This window comes from Streptosporangium amethystogenes, from assembly GCF_000721075.1.
GTDB classification, from domain to species: Bacteria; Actinomycetota; Actinomycetes; order Streptosporangiales; family Streptosporangiaceae; genus Streptosporangium; species Streptosporangium amethystogenes.
Window position 1 is genome coordinate 44,410 of the sequence record NZ_JOEQ01000016.1, and the last position, 17,620, is coordinate 62,029.

General features: G+C 68.9%; 22 protein-coding genes. 16 read left to right on the plus strand and 6 right to left on the minus strand.

All coding sequences use genetic code 11. The features are described 5' to 3' along the window. Positions 1–228: 228 nt before the first annotated feature. The 3 genes from IG98_RS48965 to IG98_RS0123315 all read right to left on the minus strand — a co-directional run bounded on the left by IG98_RS48965 (position 229) and on the right by IG98_RS0123315 (position 4,122). Complete coding sequence (locus IG98_RS48965) at positions 229–738, minus strand: hypothetical protein (protein ID WP_084195583.1); 510 nt, start codon at positions 736–738, stop codon at positions 229–231. Between the two features lie 270 nt (positions 739–1,008). Further along, positions 1,009–2,856, minus strand: a complete 1,848-nt coding sequence (locus IG98_RS0123310; RefSeq protein WP_051752728.1) for an APC family permease — start codon at positions 2,854–2,856, stop codon at positions 1,009–1,011. Positions 2,857–2,886: 30 nt separating this feature from the next. After that, positions 2,887–4,122, minus strand: coding sequence for an ammonium transporter (locus IG98_RS0123315; RefSeq protein WP_245651673.1), 1,236 nt, complete (start codon positions 4,120–4,122; stop codon positions 2,887–2,889). Positions 4,123–4,451: 329 nt separating this feature from the next. Between IG98_RS0123315 and IG98_RS0123320 the strand changes: the two genes are divergently transcribed. From IG98_RS0123320 to IG98_RS0123365, 10 genes are all read left to right on the plus strand, one after another. Continuing rightward, on the plus strand, positions 4,452–5,354 hold the full coding sequence (locus IG98_RS0123320) for an urea transporter (protein WP_245651674.1): 903 nt from the start codon (positions 4,452–4,454) through the stop codon (positions 5,352–5,354). Positions 5,355–5,375: 21 nt separating this feature from the next. Then, positions 5,376–5,684, plus strand: a complete 309-nt coding sequence (locus IG98_RS0123325) for an urease subunit gamma (RefSeq protein WP_030915897.1) — start codon at positions 5,376–5,378, stop codon at positions 5,682–5,684. Between the two features lie 126 nt (positions 5,685–5,810). Next, complete coding sequence (locus tag IG98_RS0123330) at positions 5,811–6,245, plus strand: urease subunit beta (RefSeq protein ID WP_030915901.1); 435 nt, start codon at positions 5,811–5,813, stop codon at positions 6,243–6,245. A gap of 6 nt (positions 6,246–6,251) precedes the next feature. Next, the gene (gene ureC / locus IG98_RS0123335) at positions 6,252–7,973 is read left to right on the plus strand and encodes an urease subunit alpha (protein WP_030915904.1); all 1,722 of its coding nucleotides are present in this window, start codon (positions 6,252–6,254) and stop codon (positions 7,971–7,973) included. Continuing rightward, positions 7,973–8,671 (plus strand): urease accessory protein UreF, encoded by a 699-nt coding sequence (locus tag IG98_RS0123340; protein WP_030915907.1) that lies wholly within the window; start codon positions 7,973–7,975, stop codon positions 8,669–8,671. The genes ureC and IG98_RS0123340 overlap by 1 nt, the downstream gene beginning before the upstream one ends. 26 nt (positions 8,672–8,697) lie before the next feature. Then, positions 8,698–9,318, plus strand: a complete 621-nt coding sequence (gene ureG / locus IG98_RS0123345) for an urease accessory protein UreG (RefSeq protein ID WP_281178512.1) — start codon at positions 8,698–8,700, stop codon at positions 9,316–9,318. Continuing rightward, positions 9,315–10,244, plus strand: coding sequence for an urease accessory protein UreD (locus tag IG98_RS0123350; protein WP_063766269.1), 930 nt, complete (start codon positions 9,315–9,317; stop codon positions 10,242–10,244). Before ureG ends, IG98_RS0123350 begins: the two co-directional genes overlap by 4 nt. A gap of 28 nt (positions 10,245–10,272) precedes the next feature. Further along, a complete protein-coding gene (gene crcB, locus IG98_RS0123355; RefSeq protein ID WP_051752730.1) occupies positions 10,273–10,779 on the plus strand; it encodes a fluoride efflux transporter CrcB in 507 nt (168 codons plus the stop codon). Position 10,780: 1 nt separating this feature from the next. Continuing rightward, positions 10,781–11,137 (plus strand): fluoride efflux transporter CrcB, encoded by a 357-nt coding sequence (gene crcB / locus IG98_RS0123360; RefSeq protein WP_037971066.1) that lies wholly within the window; start codon positions 10,781–10,783, stop codon positions 11,135–11,137. Between the two features lie 82 nt (positions 11,138–11,219). Next, positions 11,220–12,329: an acyltransferase family protein gene (locus tag IG98_RS0123365; RefSeq protein ID WP_030915931.1), complete on the plus strand. Its 1,110-nt coding sequence runs from the start codon at positions 11,220–11,222 to the stop codon at positions 12,327–12,329. Between the two features lie 6 nt (positions 12,330–12,335). On the opposite strand, the gene IG98_RS0123370 is transcribed toward IG98_RS0123365, so the two are convergent. Beyond that, on the minus strand, positions 12,336–12,779 hold the full coding sequence (locus IG98_RS0123370) for a VOC family protein (RefSeq protein ID WP_157594474.1): 444 nt from the start codon (positions 12,777–12,779) through the stop codon (positions 12,336–12,338). Positions 12,780–12,812: 33 nt separating this feature from the next. On the opposite strand from IG98_RS0123370, the gene IG98_RS0123375 reads away from it, so the two are divergent. Continuing rightward, a complete protein-coding gene (locus IG98_RS0123375) occupies positions 12,813–13,418 on the plus strand; it encodes a TetR/AcrR family transcriptional regulator (protein WP_245651675.1) in 606 nt (201 codons plus the stop codon). Positions 13,419–13,497: 79 nt separating this feature from the next. On the opposite strand, the gene IG98_RS0123380 is transcribed toward IG98_RS0123375, so the two are convergent. Both IG98_RS0123380 and IG98_RS0123385 read right to left on the minus strand, forming a co-directional pair. After that, positions 13,498–13,722, minus strand: coding sequence for a hypothetical protein (locus IG98_RS0123380; protein ID WP_211264069.1), 225 nt, complete (start codon positions 13,720–13,722; stop codon positions 13,498–13,500). Positions 13,723–13,766: 44 nt separating this feature from the next. Continuing rightward, a complete protein-coding gene (locus tag IG98_RS0123385) occupies positions 13,767–14,405 on the minus strand; it encodes an HNH endonuclease family protein (RefSeq protein WP_211264070.1) in 639 nt (212 codons plus the stop codon). A 271-nt stretch (positions 14,406–14,676) separates the two neighbouring features. Between IG98_RS0123385 and IG98_RS0123390 the strand changes: the two genes are divergently transcribed. From IG98_RS0123390 to IG98_RS0123410, 5 genes are all read left to right on the plus strand, one after another. Continuing rightward, on the plus strand, positions 14,677–15,132 hold the full coding sequence (locus IG98_RS0123390) for a hypothetical protein (RefSeq protein WP_030915941.1): 456 nt from the start codon (positions 14,677–14,679) through the stop codon (positions 15,130–15,132). Between the two features lie 212 nt (positions 15,133–15,344). Beyond that, positions 15,345–16,250 carry an SseB family protein gene (locus tag IG98_RS0123395; protein WP_245651676.1) on the plus strand — a complete coding sequence of 302 codons (906 nt, stop codon included), beginning with the start codon at positions 15,345–15,347 and terminating at the stop codon, positions 16,248–16,250. After that, the gene (locus tag IG98_RS0123400) at positions 16,247–16,636 is read left to right on the plus strand and encodes a hypothetical protein (protein WP_030915947.1); all 390 of its coding nucleotides are present in this window, start codon (positions 16,247–16,249) and stop codon (positions 16,634–16,636) included. The genes IG98_RS0123395 and IG98_RS0123400 overlap by 4 nt, the downstream gene beginning before the upstream one ends. A gap of 175 nt (positions 16,637–16,811) precedes the next feature. Further along, positions 16,812–17,216, plus strand: a complete 405-nt coding sequence (locus tag IG98_RS0123405) for a YbaB/EbfC family nucleoid-associated protein (protein WP_030915950.1) — start codon at positions 16,812–16,814, stop codon at positions 17,214–17,216. Beyond that, positions 17,213–17,560, plus strand: a complete 348-nt coding sequence (locus IG98_RS0123410; protein ID WP_030915953.1) for a hypothetical protein — start codon at positions 17,213–17,215, stop codon at positions 17,558–17,560. Before IG98_RS0123405 ends, IG98_RS0123410 begins: the two co-directional genes overlap by 4 nt. The last annotated feature ends 60 nt before the right edge of the window (positions 17,561–17,620 follow it).

Here is a 17,620-nt window from a genome sequence, read left to right on the forward strand (position 1 = left end):
GCGGTCAGTTCGTTGCCGGCGTCGTTGACCGCGGGAGGGGTCAACTGTCGATTTCCGTCCTTCCCTGTTCCACGGGTTCGGCCTGTTCGGCTCCGCCTCGCGCGGTGTGGACGCGCCCCCGCCGGAGGTGGCGGGAGCCATGCGGCCATAGTCCGCATGGCTCCCGCGACCGTCAATGGCGAGAGGTTTCCGGCCGGTCCGCTTCCCCGGGAAGCGGACCGTCATCCGTTAGCGGGGTCGGGGAGGCCATGGTGGTGGGTACGGAGGCCGCCACGGGACCGGGTAGGAGTTCGGGTACGGCGGCCGCCAACCTGGGTACGGGGGCCGCCAGCCCGGGTACGGCGGGTGCCAGCCCGGGTACGGCGGGATCGGGTAGGAGTTCGGGTACGGCGGTCGCCAACCTGGATACGGCGGGCGCCAGCCCGGGTAGGGAGGCTGCCAGCCCGGGTAGTACGGCTGGCCGACGGTGCCGGAGATGGGCACGCAGTCGTACTGCGGGCACGGCGTGGTGAAGCACTGCTTGGGAGAGGGCACGCAGACGCGGCCGGGGCCGCAGTTGACTGCCGCGCATGGCGATCCCGGGTCGCACCTCCCCGCCTTCTGCGCGGACGGCGCGGCGGCGACGGGCGCCTGTGCGGCCGGAGCGGTGGACACCCCGTCCGCCCAGGCCGTGGTCGTGGCGGCTGGTGATCCGGCCGCCGTGACCAGGGCCAGCGCCAGGATTAGTTTTCGAAGCATTTTTCCCCCAGATGTCATGATCGGTTCTGCCTCTCTGGCGATGCTCGCACCGGCCATTCCTGCTGAGGGCAAAGCGACCATCAGAAACTCGGCTGGCTTGCGGAGGATTAGGTATTGCTTCTGGGCGACCAGCATTTTCAGTGGAAATATCATGTCAATTCGGGCGGTCTAACTGCCGAGTGTGACACTTAAATCAGCTTATGACGTGACACTCAAATCGGACTATAGTTAACACGTAGTATGAAAAGCTGTTTTAATCGCTGGCGTCGTCTATGTGGCTATTCGGAAGGGGAGCAGGCAGATGAGCACGTCCGTGTGCTCCCGTAGCGCGACCATCAGGAAAAGGTCACGCTGGTTGTGCAGGGCCCGATGGTGGAAGTGCCGCGGTTCGATGGTGGGAATGAGCACGGCGACCCATGTGCCGCTGTCGGCGACCTGCCGGATGTAGTCGAGAACGGGACGGACCACGGTGTGCTGCGGGCTGTCGAGGATCTCAAGTCGGACCCCCGGATCCCACAGGTTCCACCGCGTCCGCAGGTCGTGCCGCCCCTCCTCGGTGAAACACACCGCGACGACCACCACCTCGCCACCGAGGGCCAGGCCCGCGCTGACGGCCCGTTCCGTCCTGGCGGTGATGTCCGAGACCGGGATGATGATCACTTTCCCGGCCTCGGCGACCGCCGCGGGCCGGGTGGGTCTGGGCGGCGTCCGCCCAACCCCGAGCTGCTTTTCGACCGCGGTGTAGTAGCGCTCGACGCGGGCGAAGAGCAGGATGAGCAGCGGGATGACGATGGCGACCACCCAGGCGCCCTCCAGGAACTTGGTGGTGAGCAGCACCAGGGTGGCGATGGCGGTCAGCAGGGCGCCGGTGCCGTTGAGCAGCGCCTTGCCGAGCCGGCGGGGCGGGTGCTGGGTCGCCCAGTGCCTGACCAGGCCGACCTGGCTGATCGTGAAGCCGATGAACACCCCGATGGCGAACATCGGGATCAGCCTGTGGGTCCGCGCGTCCACCGCGATGAGTATCACGGCCGCCGCCACCGCCACGGCCACGACACCGTAGCGGTGGACGGGACGTTCGGTGCGCAGCGCGAACAGGTGGGGCAGGCGGTTGTCGCGGGCCAGCAGGCTCAGCAGGACCGGCAGGCCGCCGAAGCTGGTGTTGGCGGCCAGTGCCAGGGCGAGCGTGACCACGAGGTTGGTCGCGTAGTACGCCCAGCCCGTGCCGTAGGCGCCGGCGGTCAGCTGGGCGAGGACGGTGACGTCGTGCCGGGGCTGCACCCGGTCGCGGTGGATGAGCAGCGCCAGCCCGATCAGCATCGTGCCGAGCAGCGCGCCGAGCAGCAGTTCGGTTCGCTGCGCCCGCGCGATCCTCGGCTCGCGGAACATGGGCACGCCGTTGGCGATGGCCTCGACGCCGGTCAGCGCGGAGCATCCGGAGGAGAACGCCTTGAGGATCAGCAGCACCCCCAGCGTGTCGGTCACCGGGACGTGCATGGGGGTCCCCACCACGGCCGCCGGATGGGAGCGGGCCAGCCCCAGCACCACGACGCCGAGGATGCTCACCACGAACAGCACGGTGGGCGGCATCAGCACCCGCGCGCTCTCGGCGATGCCGTACAGGTTCACCGCGGTCAGCAGGGCCAGTCCCACCAGGCAGATCGCCAGGAGATGCGGGGTCAGGACGGGGAAGGCCGAGACGAGGCTGGCGGCGCCGGCCGCGAGGCTGACCGCCACGGTGAGCACGTAGTCGACGATGAGCGCCGCGGCGGCCAGCAGGCTCACCCGTTCGCCGAGATCGCTCTTGGCCACCGCGTAGGAGCCGCCACCGTTCGGATACACGGCGATCACCTGGCGGTAGGAGATCACCAGCACGGTGAGCAGTCCGACGACGGCCAGGACGATCGGCAGCGTGTAGCCGATCGCGGCGCCACCGGCGGTGACCAGGATGAGCGCGGTCGCCTCCGGCCCGTAGGCGACCGAGCTGAGCGCGTCGAGCGACAGCGCGGCCAGCCCCTGCAGGCTGGTCAGATGTTGCCTTTCGCCCTCACCGTGGCGCAGCTGGGGCCTGACCCGCCAACTGACGTGAACAGGGCGGTTCGGTTGGTGGTGCGGGGTCATGGCGGCGACCTGTCATGGTGACCGCCGGGCTCACCCCTCGGCAAAGCCCACATCCGAGCCGGCGCGTTGCTCCTCCTCGGTCGCTCGCATCCGGAACAGGCTGTCGACCACTTTCCCGATGACGAACGTGACGATGAAGCTGTACAGGCCGACGGCCAGGACACCGGCCACCTGCTTGCCCAGCAGTGCGATCGACCCGCCGTAGAAGAGGCCGGGGGTCCCGACGAGTTCGCCGGTGGCGAAGAACCCGAGCAGCACGATGCCGGTGACACCGCCGGCCCCGTGGAAGCCGACCACGTCCAGGGTGTCGTCGTAGCCGAGGACCAGCTTCATCTCGACCGCGTACGTGCAGACGAGGGCGGCGACGATGCCGACGACGAGCGCGCCCTCGACGTTGACGAACCCGCAGGACGGGGTGATGGCCACCAGCCCGGCCAGGGCGCCGTTGGTCGAGCCCATCCTGGTCAGGTGCCGGAAACGGATCCATTCCACCAGCCGCCAGGTCAGCATCCCCGCGCAGCCCGCGATCATCGTGCTGAGGAACGCCCGGGCGGCCAGCGGGCCGTCGGTCAGCGCGGAGCCCGCGTTGAAGCCGAACCAGCCGAACCAGAGCAGGGCCAGGCCGAGCAGGACCATGGGGATGTTCTCCGGTCTCGGGGCGTCCTTGCGCCGGAAGGCGACACCCGGCCCCAGCACCAGTGCGAGTGCCAACCCGGAGATGCCCGAGTTCAACTCGACGACCAGCCCGCCGGCGAAGTCCAGCAGGCCCCACCTGTGCAGCCAGCCGGTGTCGGAGAACACCCAGTGCGCGACCGGTGCGTAGACCAGGGTCATCCACAGGACGCCGAAGAGTATCCACGGACCGAATCGGGCCCGTCCCGCGATCGAGCCACTGATCAGCGCGACCGTGATGATGGCGAAGGTCAGCTGGAACAGCGCGAAGACGTACGTGGGGATCTGCTGGTGCAGCGTCTCGGGGGTGATGTTCGCGAACCGGAAATTGCTCCAGCCGATGAGCCCGGCGCCACCCAGGTCTCTGCCGAAGGCCAGTCCGTATCCGTAGCAGAACCAGATGATGGTCACCAGGCTGATCGAGATGAAACTCATGTAAAGCGTTGTCAGTAGATTCTTGGAACGGACCATTCCGCCATAAAAGAAGGCCAGCCCCGGAGTCATCAGCAGCACCATCGCGGTGCTGGTCAGCATCCAGGCCGAATCACCGGTGTTCAGCCCGCTCGATATCCAGCTGCTCATTCCAACTGACATTATGGGCTCCTTCGTCCTGTTTACTCCTTCGGCTCTTTTTGCGCCCGCCGGCGGAGATGCCCTGACCCACATGGTTGGCGTTTAAGTCGGGAGTTAACCTCAGCACCTTTGATATTTGACCGAATGCTGGCCTTGGTTGATTTTTGCCGGTTCGGCACATGGAAAGTAGTGCTGTGTGCCCACATCGTGGATTCACCTTTGATGGCCGTCCGTGGGCAGGACGCGCGCCAGTGGCGGGAAGGGCGACGTTTATGACATCGGCGTTTCTGCCGTCGGGCTCACCCGGAGGTGAGCACCCTTCCGGGGGACGTCGCGCGCTGGAGTACCTGTTGACGATCCCCCGCGGGGTCGCGCAGGTCGATTTCCAGCCCAACCACTGGACGGGCCTGGTCTTCATCGTCGCGTTGTTCGTCGGCGGCTGGCAGTTCGGCGTCTTCGGCCTGCTGGGCACGCTCGTCGCCACGGTCACCGCGTACCTGTTCGGCGTCACCTGGGACCGGGTCTCGGTGGGGCTGGAGGGTTTCTGCGGCACGCTGATCGGTGTCAGCCTGGTGCTCTACCTGGAAGTCCGGTGGATGACCGTGCTCCTGGTCGTCGCCGGGGCGATCGCCGGGAGCGTGCTCACCTCAGCGCTGAACGTGCTGCTCACCCCATACCACCTGCCGACCTTCACCGCGCCCTTCTGCGTGGTCACCAGCGTGATGGTGATCGGCGGGCCGTCCTTCAGCCGGATCTGGGCGGAGCACGCACGCTCGGCCCCGCCGTCGGCCACGGCTCCGGGCACCGTGATGAGCTGGCACGACTTCTGGCGGGGCACGCTCAGCGGCATCGGCCAGGTGTTCTTCCAGAACCAGTGGTACGTCGGCCTGATCTTCCTGATCGGACTGTTCGTGGCCGGCTGGGTGACCGGGCTGGTGGCGCTCCTCTCCAGCCTGGTCGGCCTGCTCACCGGCTGGGTGCTGGGCGCGCAGGCCGCCGATCTCGGGGCCGGCCTGTACGGCTACAACGCCGTGCTGACCGGGCTCGCGCTGTGGGGCACGTTCGTGCTGGTGAACCGGGTGAGCGCGGTCTACGCGGTGATCGGCGTGGTGTCCGCGGCGGCTCTGACCGCCGGTATCGGCAACCTGTTCGCCGTTACCGGCGGCCACACCCTCACCTGGCCGTTCGTCCTGGTGACCTGGGCGTTCCTGGTGGCCATCCCGATGTTCACGAAAATCCAGCGCGCCGGATAGCCGTGCGGAGAAAGGACCCCGATGAATCTCACACCACGCGAGATGGACAAGCTGCTCATTTTTCTCGTCGCCCAGATGGCCGAGCAGCGCCGCAAACGCGGGCTGAAGCTGAACTACGGCGAGACGGTGGCGCTGATCAGCTCGGCGGTCGTGGAGGCGGCACGGGACGGCAAGACCGTCGCCCAGTGCATGGAGCTGGGCAAGCAGGTGGTCGGGCCCGACGACGTGCTGCCCGGAGTGCGCGGAATGCTGAAGCTGCTGCAGGTCGAGGCCGTCTTCGACGACGGCACCAAGCTGGTCTCCTGTCACGATCCCGTCGGCGGGAAGTGATGCCCGGGGAACGCGCGGTCCTGCCGCCCGGCGGACTGTCGTCCGCGACGGCCGGACACCACCACGACCACGACGACCGACACCACGGCTTTCGGGCGGTGGCGAACCTGAAGGGGGCGACATCCCATGTCGGATGACGACGTCTACATCTACGGCGAGGGACAGATCGAGCTGAACGCCGGTCAGCCCAGGGTGAAGCTGACCGTGCACAACACCGGTGACCGGGCCGTTCAGGTGGGCTCGCACTTCCATTTCTTCGAGGCCAACCGCGCGCTGAGGTTCGACCGCGACAAGGCGTTCGGCAAGCGCCTTGACATTCCGGCCGGTACCGCCGTCCGGTTCGAACCCGGAGACACCAAGGAAGTGAAGCTGGTCGAGTACGGCGGGGGCCTGCGGATCGTCGGCTTCGGCGGACTGCTCAACGGAAGCGTCCGCTCGCACGAGGCGCATCGCAAGGCACTGAAAAGAATGCGCGAACGCGGCTATCTCGACGAGCCGGGCGGGTCCGCGCCGGCTTCGTCAAAGAAGAACGGCTCCTCAGGCTCCGCGAAGAAGGGCTGAATCCCGATGACCACGATCAGTCGTAAGCAGTACGCGACCATGTACGGCCCCACGGTGGGTGACCGGATCCGTCTCGGGGACACCAACCTCGTCGTCGAGGTGGAGAAGGACCACACCGAGGGGCACTACGGGGACGAGGCGCAGTACGGAGGCGGCAAGACGGCCCGCGACGGGATGTCGGCCGACCCGGCCTCGCAGAACGCCACGGCCGCCCTGGACGTGGTGATCACCAACGCGGTGGTCATCGACCCGATCCTGGGCATCGTCAAGGGCGACATCGGTATCAAGAACGGCAGGATCGCCGGGATCGGCAAGGCGGGCAACCCGCACACCCAGAACGGGGTCGACCGGCGGCTCGTCATCGGCGCGGGCACCGAGGTGATCTCCGGCGAGAACCTCATCGCCACCGCCGGCGCGATCGACACCCACGTCCACTTCGTCTCCCCGCAGCAGGCGCAGCACGCGTTGAGCAACGGGATCACCACCCTGGTCGGCGGGGGAACCGGTCCCGCCGACGGCACCCGCGGCACCACCTGCACCCCGGGGCCGTGGAACATCGCCCGCATCCTGCAGGCGTACGAGGCCATCCCGATCAACATCGGGGTGTACGGAAAGGGGAACAACAGCCTGCCGGGTTCCCTGGAGGAGCAGATCCGGGCGGGCGCCTGCGGGCTGAAGGTGCACGAGGACTGGGGGACCACGCCCGCCGTCATCGACTGCTCGCTGTCGGTCGCCGACGAGTACGACATCCAGATAACCATCCACACCGACACGCTGAACGAGGCCGGGTTCGTCGAGGACACCATCAGTGCGATCAACGGTCGCGCGATCCACACGTACCACTCCGAGGGCGCGGGCGGCGGGCACGCCCCCGACATCCTGCGGGTGACCGGGGAGCCCAACGTGCTGCCGGCCTCCACGAACCCGACGCTGCCCTACACCGCCAACTCGGTGGACGAGCTGCTGGACATGACGATGGTCTGCCACCACCTCAGCTACGACGTCCCCGAGGACGTGGCGTTCGCGGAGAGCCGGGTGCGCGCCGAGACCATCTCCGCCGAGACCGTCCTGCACGACCTGGGCATCATCAGCATGATCGGGTCGGACTCGCAGGCGATGGGCCGGGTGGGCGAGTCGTTCACCCGCACTTTCCAGATCGCCCACCACTGCAAGGACAAGCGGGGGACGCTGCCGGAGGACTCCGCGCGCAACGACAACTTCCGGGTGCTGCGCTACCTGGCCAAGCTGACCATCAACCCGGCCCGCACCTGCGGGATGGCCGACACGATCGGCTCACTGGAGGACGGGAAGCTGGCCGACATCGTGCTCTGGCAGGTGCACTCCTTCGCGGCCAAGCCCTACATGGTCGTCAAGGGCGGCATGATCAACTGGGCCCCGATGGGCGACCCGAACGCGTCCCTGCCGACGCCGCAGCCGATCTACTACCGGCCGATGTACGGCGCCTTCGGCACCGCGCTGAAGGAGACCTGCGTCACCTTCATGTCGCAGGCCGGGATCGACGCGGGCGTGCCCGAGCGGCTCGGCCTGGAGCGGACCGTCCGGGGCGTACGCCAGTGCCGGACCGTCGACAAGCGCCACATGCTGCGCAACTCGACGCTGGCCGACATCATGGTCGATCCGGAGACCTACAAGGTCTCGGTGAACGGCAAGCCGGTCAGCATCGAGCCTGCCACCAAGCTGCCGCTGAACCGGCTCTACTTCATCTGATGAGCCTGACCGACCTGGGCCCGCTGCTCGCCCAGTTGCAGCTCACCGACTCCGGCTTCCCGAGCGGGCTGTACACGCTCTCGCACGGGCTGGAGGGGTACGTCCAGCTCGGGGCGACCGGATCGGCGGACCTGCGCGGCCTGCTGACCGATCTGCTGTACAACTCGGTGGGGCCGGGGGACGCGACGGCCCTGGTGCTGGCGCACCGCGCCGCCGGAGCGGGCGACTGGGACCGACTGGTCGAGGTCGACCAGCGGCTGCACGCGATCAAACTCAACCGCGAGCAGCGCTCCGCCTCGGTCAGGACCGGCCGGCAGGTCCTCGACACGGCGGTGTGGGCGTTCGCCTCGCCGGAGACGGCCCGGCTGGCGGCCCTGGTGGCGGAGAGGGCCGTGCCGGGCAACCACGCGGTCGTGGTCGGTGTGATCCACGCGGGCATGGGCGTGCCCGTCGCGCACGCGGTGGCCGGTGACCTGTACGCCTTCGCCGCGGGCTGGACGGCGGCGGCGGTGCGGCTGGGCCGCACCGACTTCCGCCGGGCCCAGCGGATCCTGGGCGAGGTCCGGCCGGACCTCGCCCAGGTCGCGCGGGCGGCGCTCGCCGCCGATGACCCCATGGACCTGAACGGCTCGGTACCCGTCGCCGACACGGTCTCGGCCGCGCACGAGCGGGCAGCGGCCCGCCTGTTCATCACCTGAGAGGGCACGATATGGAACCGCGGAAGGTGTTCAAGGTAGGTGTCGGGGGGCCCGTCGGATCCGGCAAGACGGCCCTGATCGAGATGCTGGTCCCCATCCTGATCGCCAGGGGGCACAGTCCCGGCGTGATCACCAACGACATCTACACGCAGGAGGACGCCGAACACGTCCGCCGTACGATGGCCGGGGTGCTCGACTCCGAGCGGATCGTCGGGGTCGAGACGGGGTCCTGTCCGCACACCGCGGTCCGTGACGATCCGAGCATGAACCTGGCGGCGGCGACCGAACTGCTCGACCGGTTCCCCGACATCGACATGCTGCTGTTCGAGAGCGGCGGCGACAACCTGACGCTCACCTTCAGCCCGGTGCTCGCCGACGTCTACATCTTCGTCCTGGACACCGCCGCGGGCGACAAGATGCCGCGCAAGCGCGGCCCGGGCACCACGGACTCCGACCTGCTGGTCATCAACAAGATCGACATCGCCCGGTACGTGCGCACCGACCTGTCGGTGATGGAACGGGACGCCCACACGGTGCGCGGGGCGGGGCCGGTCGTGCTGACCGACTGTCTGGCCGGCACCGGTGTCACCGAGGTCGCCGACTTCATCGAGGCGCGGCTGGAGGCGATGTGCGCTCCGGGGCGGTGATCGACCATCTCGTCCCGGAGCGCTACCAGCCGGGGTGGCTGCCGGGCTCGGTGGCGCGCCATGCCGCCGACCTGGACATGCTGCCGGTCGGCAGCCCCGGCAAGGTCGGGATCCTGCACCTGGCGTTCGAGCGGGTCGGCGGGCGGACCGAGCTGACCGGTCACTACCAGAAGACACCGCTGCAGATCGCCCGTCCGCTGTACTACGACCCCGAGCGCCCGGACATGCCGTACCTCATGTTCATGTCGTCCGGCGGCGGTGTTCTCCAGGGCGACCGCTACCGCATCGACGTCTCCTGCGGCGAGGGCTCGTCCGTCCACCTGACCACCCAGGCCGCCACCCGGCTCCACCGGATGGAACAGGACTACGCCACCCAGCTGATCAACCTCACCGCGGAGCCGGGCGGATACCTGGAGTACCTGCCGGACACCACGATCCCGTTCGCCGAGTCGCGGTACTACCAGCGGCTCCGCGTCACCGTCGCGGCGGACGCGACGGTGGTGCTGGGCGAGACGCTGATGGCCGGCAGGCTGGCGCGGGGAGAGCGGCACGCGTACACGGCCTACTGCAGCGACGTCGAGGTGCGTGACACCTCGGCGCGGCTGCTCTTCGCCGACCCGCTCCGCCTGGTGCCGGGGGAACGGCCGGTGACCGGACCCGCGGTGATGGCCGGATTCGGGCTGCTGGCCTCCCTGTACGTCGTCACCGCCGCGCAGCCCGCGCAGGTGGTGGCCGACACGATGCACGCGGTGCTCGTCGGCACCGGGCTGCGGGCCGGTGCCAGCGTCCTGCCCGGGGGCCGGGGCGCCTGGGCCCGCATCCTCGGGGACAGGTCTCCCGAGGTCGAGGCGGCTCTCCAGCTGACCTGGAACGCCGTCCGTGAGCTGCTCCTGGGAGTGCCCGCGCCGGACCGCCACAAGCAGTGACATTCGCATATCTGGAGGAAAGTCGACAATGGGAGATTCAACCGGGGCAGGAAGTCGGCTACTCCGGCGTGAGCGCGCCGAGACCGTCGCGCTGTACCGGGGCACGGGCCCACCGCGTCATCCGGGGCTGCGGCCCAGCGCGTTCGCGGACATCGCCTTCGGAGGTGCGATCGGGGCTCTGCTGCGTTACCTGATCACCGAGGTGATGCCCGGGGCGGTGCGGGGTTTTCCCTGGGGCACCTTCCTGGTGAACATGCTCGGCTGCCTGTTCATGGGCCTGCTGACGGCGTACCTGCTCGGCGGGCGGCAGCACGCCTCCGCCCGGCTGTTCCTGGTGACCGGCTACCTGGGCGGTTTCACCACGTTCTCCCACCTCATCGATGGGATACACCGCCTGGTCGACAACGGGAGGTGGGAGATGGGCCTCACCTACGCGGTACTCAGCGTGGTGGTCGGGTGGATCGCCGTCGCGGTGGGACTCTACCTTGGGCGGTTGATTCCGCATCCCGGCGGCGGAACGTCAAGGGTGGTGTGACATGTCCATCATCCTGGTGCTCATCGGCGGCGGCTTCGGCGCCATGCTGCGCTACCTGCTCGACACGAAGGTCAAGGCACGGTTCGGCAAGGCGTTCCCCTGGGGGACGCTGGTGGTCAACCTGCTGGGTGCGGGCCTGCTGGGCCTGCTGCACGGCGTGGGGGTGGGGACCGAGTGGGAGGCGCTGGTCGGCACCGGTTTCTGCGGTGCGCTGACCACGTTCAGCACCTTCGAACTGGACACCGTCCATCTTTTCCAGGACGGCGCGTACGCCAAGGCCCTCATGAACACGATCGGTAGCGTGGTGCTGGGCTTTGTCGTCTTTGTGATCCTGTACGCCCTGTTCCGCATGGTGTGATCGCCGTTCGGTAGCCGGGGGGCGATGACGTCGCGGGCCGGGGAGACCCGAGAACCAGTATCTATCGCCTAAAGTCGGGCGAATGGCCCCGACTCCCTCCCGGCTGGCCTGGCTGGACGCCCTGCGAGGACCCGCCGCGCTGGCCGTCGCGCTGCACCATTCCGGGTGGACCTTCATCCCGGGCCTCTGGGCCGAGGTGGACCGCAGGATCGACGTCGGCACCTGGGGCGTCTTCGTGTTCTTCCTGGTCAGCGGCTACATCATCCCCGCCTCCCTGGAACGGCGCGGCGACCTGCGGGTCTTCTGGACCGGTCGGGCGTTCCGCCTCCTGCCCCTGCTGCTCGCCGCGCTCGGCCTCGCGTTCCTGCTCGCCTCCGCCGGTGTGTTCGCCCTCCACCCGGGCGTGAGCACCCGCCCCGCGCCGCTCGTCGCCCTGGGGAACCTGACGATGCTGCAGGAACTGCTCGGCGTGCCCGCCGTCATCGACGTGATGTGGACGCTCTCCTACGAGATGGCGTTCTACCTGATGGCGGTCGGGCTGTTCACCGTGCGGCAGGCGCACCGGTCGGCGGCGGTCGCGATCGTCCTGGCGGTGTCGGCGGTACCTCTCGGACTCCTGCTGACCCGTCCGGTCATCGGTGGCCGCGCCGACCTGGTCGCCGCGCTCCTCGGCGTCGTGGTCGTCGTGGTCATCGTGGTGTCGGCGACCGCGCGCGGCGGGGCGCGCACGGCCGCCGCGGTGACGGGCGGCCTGCTCGGGCTGGCGCTGGTGATCCTGGGCAGCAGGATCGGTGCCTGGCAGGGCCTGACCGTGCTGGCCATGATGTTCGCCGGTACGGCCGTCTACCGTGCCGAGCAGGGCACGATCCGATGGTCCGCCGCCGTCGCCGCCGTGCTGACGGTCCTGGCCTGCGGGGCCCTCGCCAAGGACGATCCCGGTTGGGCCCCCGCGCTTTCGCTCGCCGTCGCCTTCTTCGGCGCCGCGTTCGCGCTACGGCACAGGTCGTTCCCCCGATGGCTCGCCCATCTCGGGGTGATCAGCTTCTCCCTCTACCTGCTCCATCCGCTCCTGCTGCGGGTGAGCCCGAACCTCCCGCTCTTCTTCCTCGTGCTGCTGCCGCTCTGCTACCTGACCCACCGGCTGATCGAGGCCCCGGCCCAGCGCCTCGGCAGGCGGCTGGGCCGGGGCTGAACCGGGTCACGGAGCGGCGTACTGTCCGGCGTAGGCGGCGGACGGCTCGGTCGGGGTGATCACGTCGACGAGCACGCCGTCGGGTGCGGCCACGATGAAGTGCCGCTGCCCGAACTCCTCGGTGCGCAACGTCAGCTCGACCGGGAGCCCCGCCCGTCGTACCAGCCTGTCGTGCTCGGCGTCGACGTCGGCCACCTCGAAGTTGAGGATCAGCCCGCGCACCGCCGAGCGGTACTTCTCCGGCACGGTCGGATGGTCGTGGTCGACGAGCGCCAGCTCGTAGTGCGGCGGCTCCGGCCGTCGCAGGCTCACGTACCAGTCCGCCTCGAACACCGTCTCGAAGCCGAAGAACCGCCGGTAGAAGTCACGGGACTCGGTGATCCGATCGGTGCAGACGACCGGGTAGAAGCCGGTGAGGGACACGGCCCCCTCCTTTCGACATATTCGCATACCGTTGGTATGTGGAGTTAACATACCACCGGTATGCCAACGATGGGAGCCGCGATGGACCGGGTACGGCAACGGCTGGAGACCAGGCGGATGCTGGTGGCGGAGGCCAGGACGCTGTTCGCGCGGCACGGGTACGCCGCGGTGAGCCTGGCGCAGATCGTCGGGGCGGCGGCCGTGACCAAGGGCGCGCTCTACCACCACTTCGACAGCAAGGCCGCCCTCTTCCACGCGGTCGTCGAGCAGGTGCAGCGGGAGGTGGGCGAGCGGGTCTCGGCGGCGGCGGACGCGCACGACGACCCGTGGGAGCAGCTGGTCGCGGGATGCCGGGCCTTCCTCGCGGTGAGCCGCGACCCCGACGTACAGCGGATCATGCTCGTCGACGGTCCAGCGGTGCTCGGCTGGAACGAGTGGCGGGCCATGGACGAGGCGTTCTCGGCGCGGCACCTCACCGAGGCGCTCGTCACGCTGATCGAGGCGGGGGTCATCGCCCACCGGCCCGTGGAGCCGTTGGCCCGCCTGCTGTCCGGCGCGATGAACGAGGCGGCCCTGTGGCTGGCCCGCTCGACGGATCCCGGCGACCTCCCGGCCGTCACCGAGGAGCTGTCGCACCTGCTGGAATCCCTTCGAGACCGCCGGTAGGCGGTCGGGGCACGCTCACCTCCGGGTCCGGAGCGAAATGCCCCGCTCCCTGCCGGAGAGCGGGGCATCGGCGGTGGTGTCAGCCGGTCGCCTGGGCGACGCCCTCGGGGGCGCCGTGCCGGATCATCGCCACCACCGCCTCGTGTATCCGCTCGCCGCTGCCCGCCGAGACGGGGAACGGGCTGCCCGTGGCGACGTACCACTCCTCCGCGCCGGTGTACTGCACGCGGACGGCGGCCTGGCCGCCGGTGATCTCGGTGACCACGGTGAGGTCTCCGGTGACGGTTCCCACCTCGTCGGTCATCACCCCACCGGGACCGGCGGTCACCTCGGACCGGTACCGCTCGTTCATTCCGTGCCGCAGGTGTCGAGCATGCTCTTCAGGGCCGCCCGCTCGGCGTCGGTCACGGTGAGGCCGTAGTCGAACTTCACGTCGGTCCAGGCGCGCGCGTAGGTGCACCAGTAACTCACCAGCGGCGGGCGCCACTGGTCGGGGCTCTGGTCGCCCTTGCTCCTGTTCGACGCGGCGGAAACGGCGATGAGCTGGGAGTTCTTCAGGTCGTTCGCGAACTCGCCGCGCTTCTCCGTGGTCCAGCCGTCGGCGCCGGAGCGCCACGCGTTGGCCAGGGGGACCACGTGGTCGATGTCGACCTGGCTCGCGGAGGTGATCATCTTCCCGTCGTAGGCCGACTTCCAGGCGCCGGAGACGGGCCGGCACCTGCCGTCCTGGAAGACGAGCGAGCCTTCCCTGGCGAGGACCTTCTCGCGGGTGTTGCAGGCGCCGCCCTGGGCGGACCAGTGCGGGAACCTGGCACGGGAGTAGCCGGTCATCGGGCGCGGCTCCGCCGTCTTCAACTGGTCGAGTTCGGCTTGGGCGACGGTGACGGACGGCGGCTCGGGAAGAACCGCCGGTGCCGTCGAGGCGATGGCGGGCAGGGACAGGACGAGGGCGGACGCCACGGCGCCCGTCAGCATGAGGATCTTCACGCGCCAGCACCGTAATGATCGATACCGCCGCCCGGCCGCTCCAGCGCGCGCTCATGGAGATCCCTGCCGGAGCGATGACGTGATCATGACTCGGTTCGGCCCCGGACCGCCGCGACACGGGTTCCTTGGCCGCCACGGAAGGGCGGGAATGCGTAATAGTGCATTCTCCGGGATGAGTGTGGATTCGTACGCAGAAGGGTTCTTCGTAACTTCCTAACGTCTGTGGTGTCCGAACGACACGTCTCCACACCGCACTCACGGGAGCACGAACATGAGCACGAAACGCGCACTTCTCGCCGGAGCGGCCCTGGCCGGTTCACTGCTGGCCGGCGTGGCCATGGCCCCGGCGGCGACCGCCTCGACCGCCCCGCAGCAGGCCCAGACCTTCAGCAAGCACTTCTTCGGCCCCTACTACTCCGGCTTCGGCCAAGGCGAGGACTTCGGGCACCGGTCCTACTACAAGGGCTACTGGACCAAGGAGGACGGCCGCTACTGGTTCTACGGCGACCTGTTCGACCGTGACCATGACCGCTCCTACAGCTACGTGTGGTTCAAGTGGCACGACCGGTTCGGCTCGCACACCAAGGTCTTCAAGACCCTCGGTCACGGTGACGTCGACCGGTTCGGCGGGTTCAAGAAGAGCAGCGGCTTCGACGACTTCAAGGTCCGGGTCTGCGAGGGCACCGACAAGTTCGATGACTGCGGTCGCTGGGGCGACGCCTTCTGAGCGGTCAGGGTACGGGGCCCGGTCGACGACGGATCGGGCCTCGTCGGGCGCCGGGGTGCCGCCGGTCTCGGCGCGCCGGTGAAGGCCGGATGCCATGATGGCCGCCCCCGCGACGACCATGGCCGTCGAGCCCCGCTGGGAACATCCACTGACCTGCGGTGACGGGCCCCTCTGGGTGACGCCCGCCTTTGGTCGTTAGTAGGGTCTTCCGCGTGTTGTCCTCGAACCCGACCCCGGTACCGCCCGCCAACCCGTTCGAGGAGCGTCTCTGGGCGGCGTTCGAGGCCGGCCGGACGGCTCTGTGCCTGAGCCTGCTCAAGGACGCCGACTTCGTGCTGCCGATCACCCGTGCCGCGGCGGAGGGGGCCGAGCCGGTCGCCTGGCCGACGGCGGCCGACGCCGAGCGGACCTGGCTGCTGGCCTACACCTCGGCTGAGATGATGACGCTGGCCACCGGCGGTATCACCGAGCACCACCGGATCGTCTCGATGGTGGAGCTGGCCGCCGGCTGGCCCGACTCCCGCTGGGGACTGGCGGTCAATCCCGGGCTGCCCGTCGGTTTTCTCCTGGAGTCCGGCACGGTGGCCAGGCTCGCCGTCCCCACCCTCGCTCAGGACCTCGCGCTCGCCCCCGAAGCCGGCGTCCCCGTGCTGCAGAAGCCGCTGCGCCCGGCCGACATCCAGGATCTGTTCTCCGGCGGTGAACCCCGGGTCTCCGGCTACTGCCATCACGCCTTCGACGTCTCGCACATCGCCACGCCGGCCGTGCTGGCCGACGCGCTCGGCCGGCCCGACCTGCTCACCGCCGACGGCGGGCTCAACCTGCTGCGCTGGCGTCCGGCCGGCCTCGGCCTGTACCGCACGCCGTACGGGGGAGTGGATGAGGCACGCCGCGAGGCGGTGGCCGGGTGGGTGGTGGAGGAGCCGCCGTTCGTGGGGCTGGGCCTGGTGCCCAACGTCGACCAGACCATCCGCGAGTACAAGGTGTACGGCGTCGGGCTCACCCACGGTGCCGAGATCTGGGAGCTGACCGCTCGGGGGACCGAACACCGGCGCGCGTTCTACCACGGCGACCTGCGGCGCTGGCTGCTCGTCACAACCCGGACGGAGACGTCATGACCTGGCACTCCTACCGTGCCCGCTGGCGAGGCGCCGACTATCCCGCCAGCCCCGACTCGTCCGCGCTGGAGACATGGCTGCGGCTTCGCCTGACGGAGCCGGCCGAGGGCTTCGAAGAGGTCGAGCCTGGCTGCCACGTCCGGACCGTCCCGGCCGCCGAGTGCGAGTCCGTGCACTTCGTGACCATGGTCTGCCAGTGGCGTGGCGTCGAATTCCAGGTGCACGACGAGCGTGCGGGCGAGCTGCTACTGGAGTACCTGGGTGGTTCCGCGCCCGAGGCGGTGGCGCTCGGCCTGGAACGGATCGAACGCGGTGTCTACCGCTCCTGGATCCCGCGTGGCGAGGTCGGTGAGATCCGGGAGCACGTGGTCTCACTGGACCTGTGAGGTTCGGTGGCTCTGCGGTGTTAAAGAGGGAACATCCCCCTCAGCACCGAAGGGCTGGTTTGGCAGAAAATCGGCATTTTCTCCCTACCTCTTGTTGAATGATGTTCATGTGACGGAAACTGATCAGTAACACTTGCGGCACCTGAGGGGCAGGTGCGCATGGTGAGGGGGTGCCATGGAGACGTTCGGCGGAGGGGATGCCGCCGGCCTGCGGGCCTATGCGGACGAGCTGCGCACGACCTTCATGCGGCTTCAGGACGAAGGCGCCGAGCTGCACGCCAAGGCCAGGGCCGTCCAGGTGACCGAGACGTCACGCGACGGCCTGGTGTCGGTCACCGTCGGGTCGCGCGGTGAGCTGGTCCGGCTCGACATCGACCCCCGCGTCTACCGGCATCCCGACGCCCGGGCCCTGGCCGACTCGATCACCGAGACCGTCCAGCGGGCGGCGGCCACGGCGCAGGAACGGATCATCGAGGTCTTCGAGCCGTTGATCCCGGCCGACCAGATGAAGACCCACCTCGTCGGCGACCTCGAATCCCTGATGGCCCAGCTCGCCGACCAGATGGAGGGGAAGCGGTGAAGGATCCCAACGACGGATTGGAGATCTTCACGCCCATGGTGAAACGTGGGCTGTCGGAGTGGGACGTCACGTCCGGCGAGCTGGAAAAGTTCTACGCGTCGCAGATGACCCGGATCGCCGATCTCATCGAGGCCGCGCCCTGGGGCGACGGCACCGAGGGCCGTGCCTTCAAGCAGTCCTTCCTGCGGGACGGCGGGCCCAGGCTCATGCTCTTCAACGGTTCCCACATCGTCCAGCAGATCGTCGAGGCCGGCCCGAGGTTGCGCGAGACTCTCGGCAACTCGCTCGGCACCGACCAGGCGATCGCCGAGGACATCAGCCGGAACACGGTACGCCAGGTCTGACACGCGTCCACCGAGGCGCGCGGCGGGGCAGGTCAGGGCCGAGGTGACGGAGCGGGGGAC

Excerpts from the sequence above, each read along its gene's own strand:
- IG98_RS48965 (WP_084195583.1), bottom strand. The coding sequence starts at position 738 with ATGCTTCGAAAACTAATCCTGGCGCTGGCCCTGGTCACGGCGGCCGGA.
- IG98_RS0123310 (WP_051752728.1), bottom strand. The coding sequence starts at position 2,856 with ATGACCCCGCACCACCAACCGAACCGCCCTGTTCACGTCAGTTGGCGG.
- IG98_RS0123315 (WP_245651673.1), bottom strand. The coding sequence starts at position 4,122 with ATGTCAGTTGGAATGAGCAGCTGGATATCGAGCGGGCTGAACACCGGT.
- IG98_RS0123325 (WP_030915897.1), top strand. The coding sequence starts at position 5,376 with ATGAATCTCACACCACGCGAGATGGACAAGCTGCTCATTTTTCTCGTC.
- IG98_RS0123330 (WP_030915901.1), top strand. The coding sequence starts at position 5,811 with ATGTCGGATGACGACGTCTACATCTACGGCGAGGGACAGATCGAGCTG.
- ureC (WP_030915904.1), top strand. The coding sequence starts at position 6,252 with ATGACCACGATCAGTCGTAAGCAGTACGCGACCATGTACGGCCCCACG.
- IG98_RS0123340 (WP_030915907.1), top strand. The coding sequence starts at position 7,973 with ATGAGCCTGACCGACCTGGGCCCGCTGCTCGCCCAGTTGCAGCTCACC.
- crcB (WP_051752730.1), top strand. The coding sequence starts at position 10,273 with ATGGGAGATTCAACCGGGGCAGGAAGTCGGCTACTCCGGCGTGAGCGC.
- crcB (WP_037971066.1), top strand. The coding sequence starts at position 10,781 with ATGTCCATCATCCTGGTGCTCATCGGCGGCGGCTTCGGCGCCATGCTG.
- IG98_RS0123365 (WP_030915931.1), top strand. The coding sequence starts at position 11,220 with ATGGCCCCGACTCCCTCCCGGCTGGCCTGGCTGGACGCCCTGCGAGGA.
- IG98_RS0123370 (WP_157594474.1), bottom strand. The coding sequence starts at position 12,779 with ATGCGAATATGTCGAAAGGAGGGGGCCGTGTCCCTCACCGGCTTCTAC.
- IG98_RS0123375 (WP_245651675.1), top strand. The coding sequence starts at position 12,813 with ATGCCAACGATGGGAGCCGCGATGGACCGGGTACGGCAACGGCTGGAG.
- IG98_RS0123380 (WP_211264069.1), bottom strand. The coding sequence starts at position 13,722 with ATGACCGACGAGGTGGGAACCGTCACCGGAGACCTCACCGTGGTCACC.
- IG98_RS0123390 (WP_030915941.1), top strand. The coding sequence starts at position 14,677 with ATGAGCACGAAACGCGCACTTCTCGCCGGAGCGGCCCTGGCCGGTTCA.
- IG98_RS0123400 (WP_030915947.1), top strand. The coding sequence starts at position 16,247 with ATGACCTGGCACTCCTACCGTGCCCGCTGGCGAGGCGCCGACTATCCC.
- IG98_RS0123405 (WP_030915950.1), top strand. The coding sequence starts at position 16,812 with ATGGAGACGTTCGGCGGAGGGGATGCCGCCGGCCTGCGGGCCTATGCG.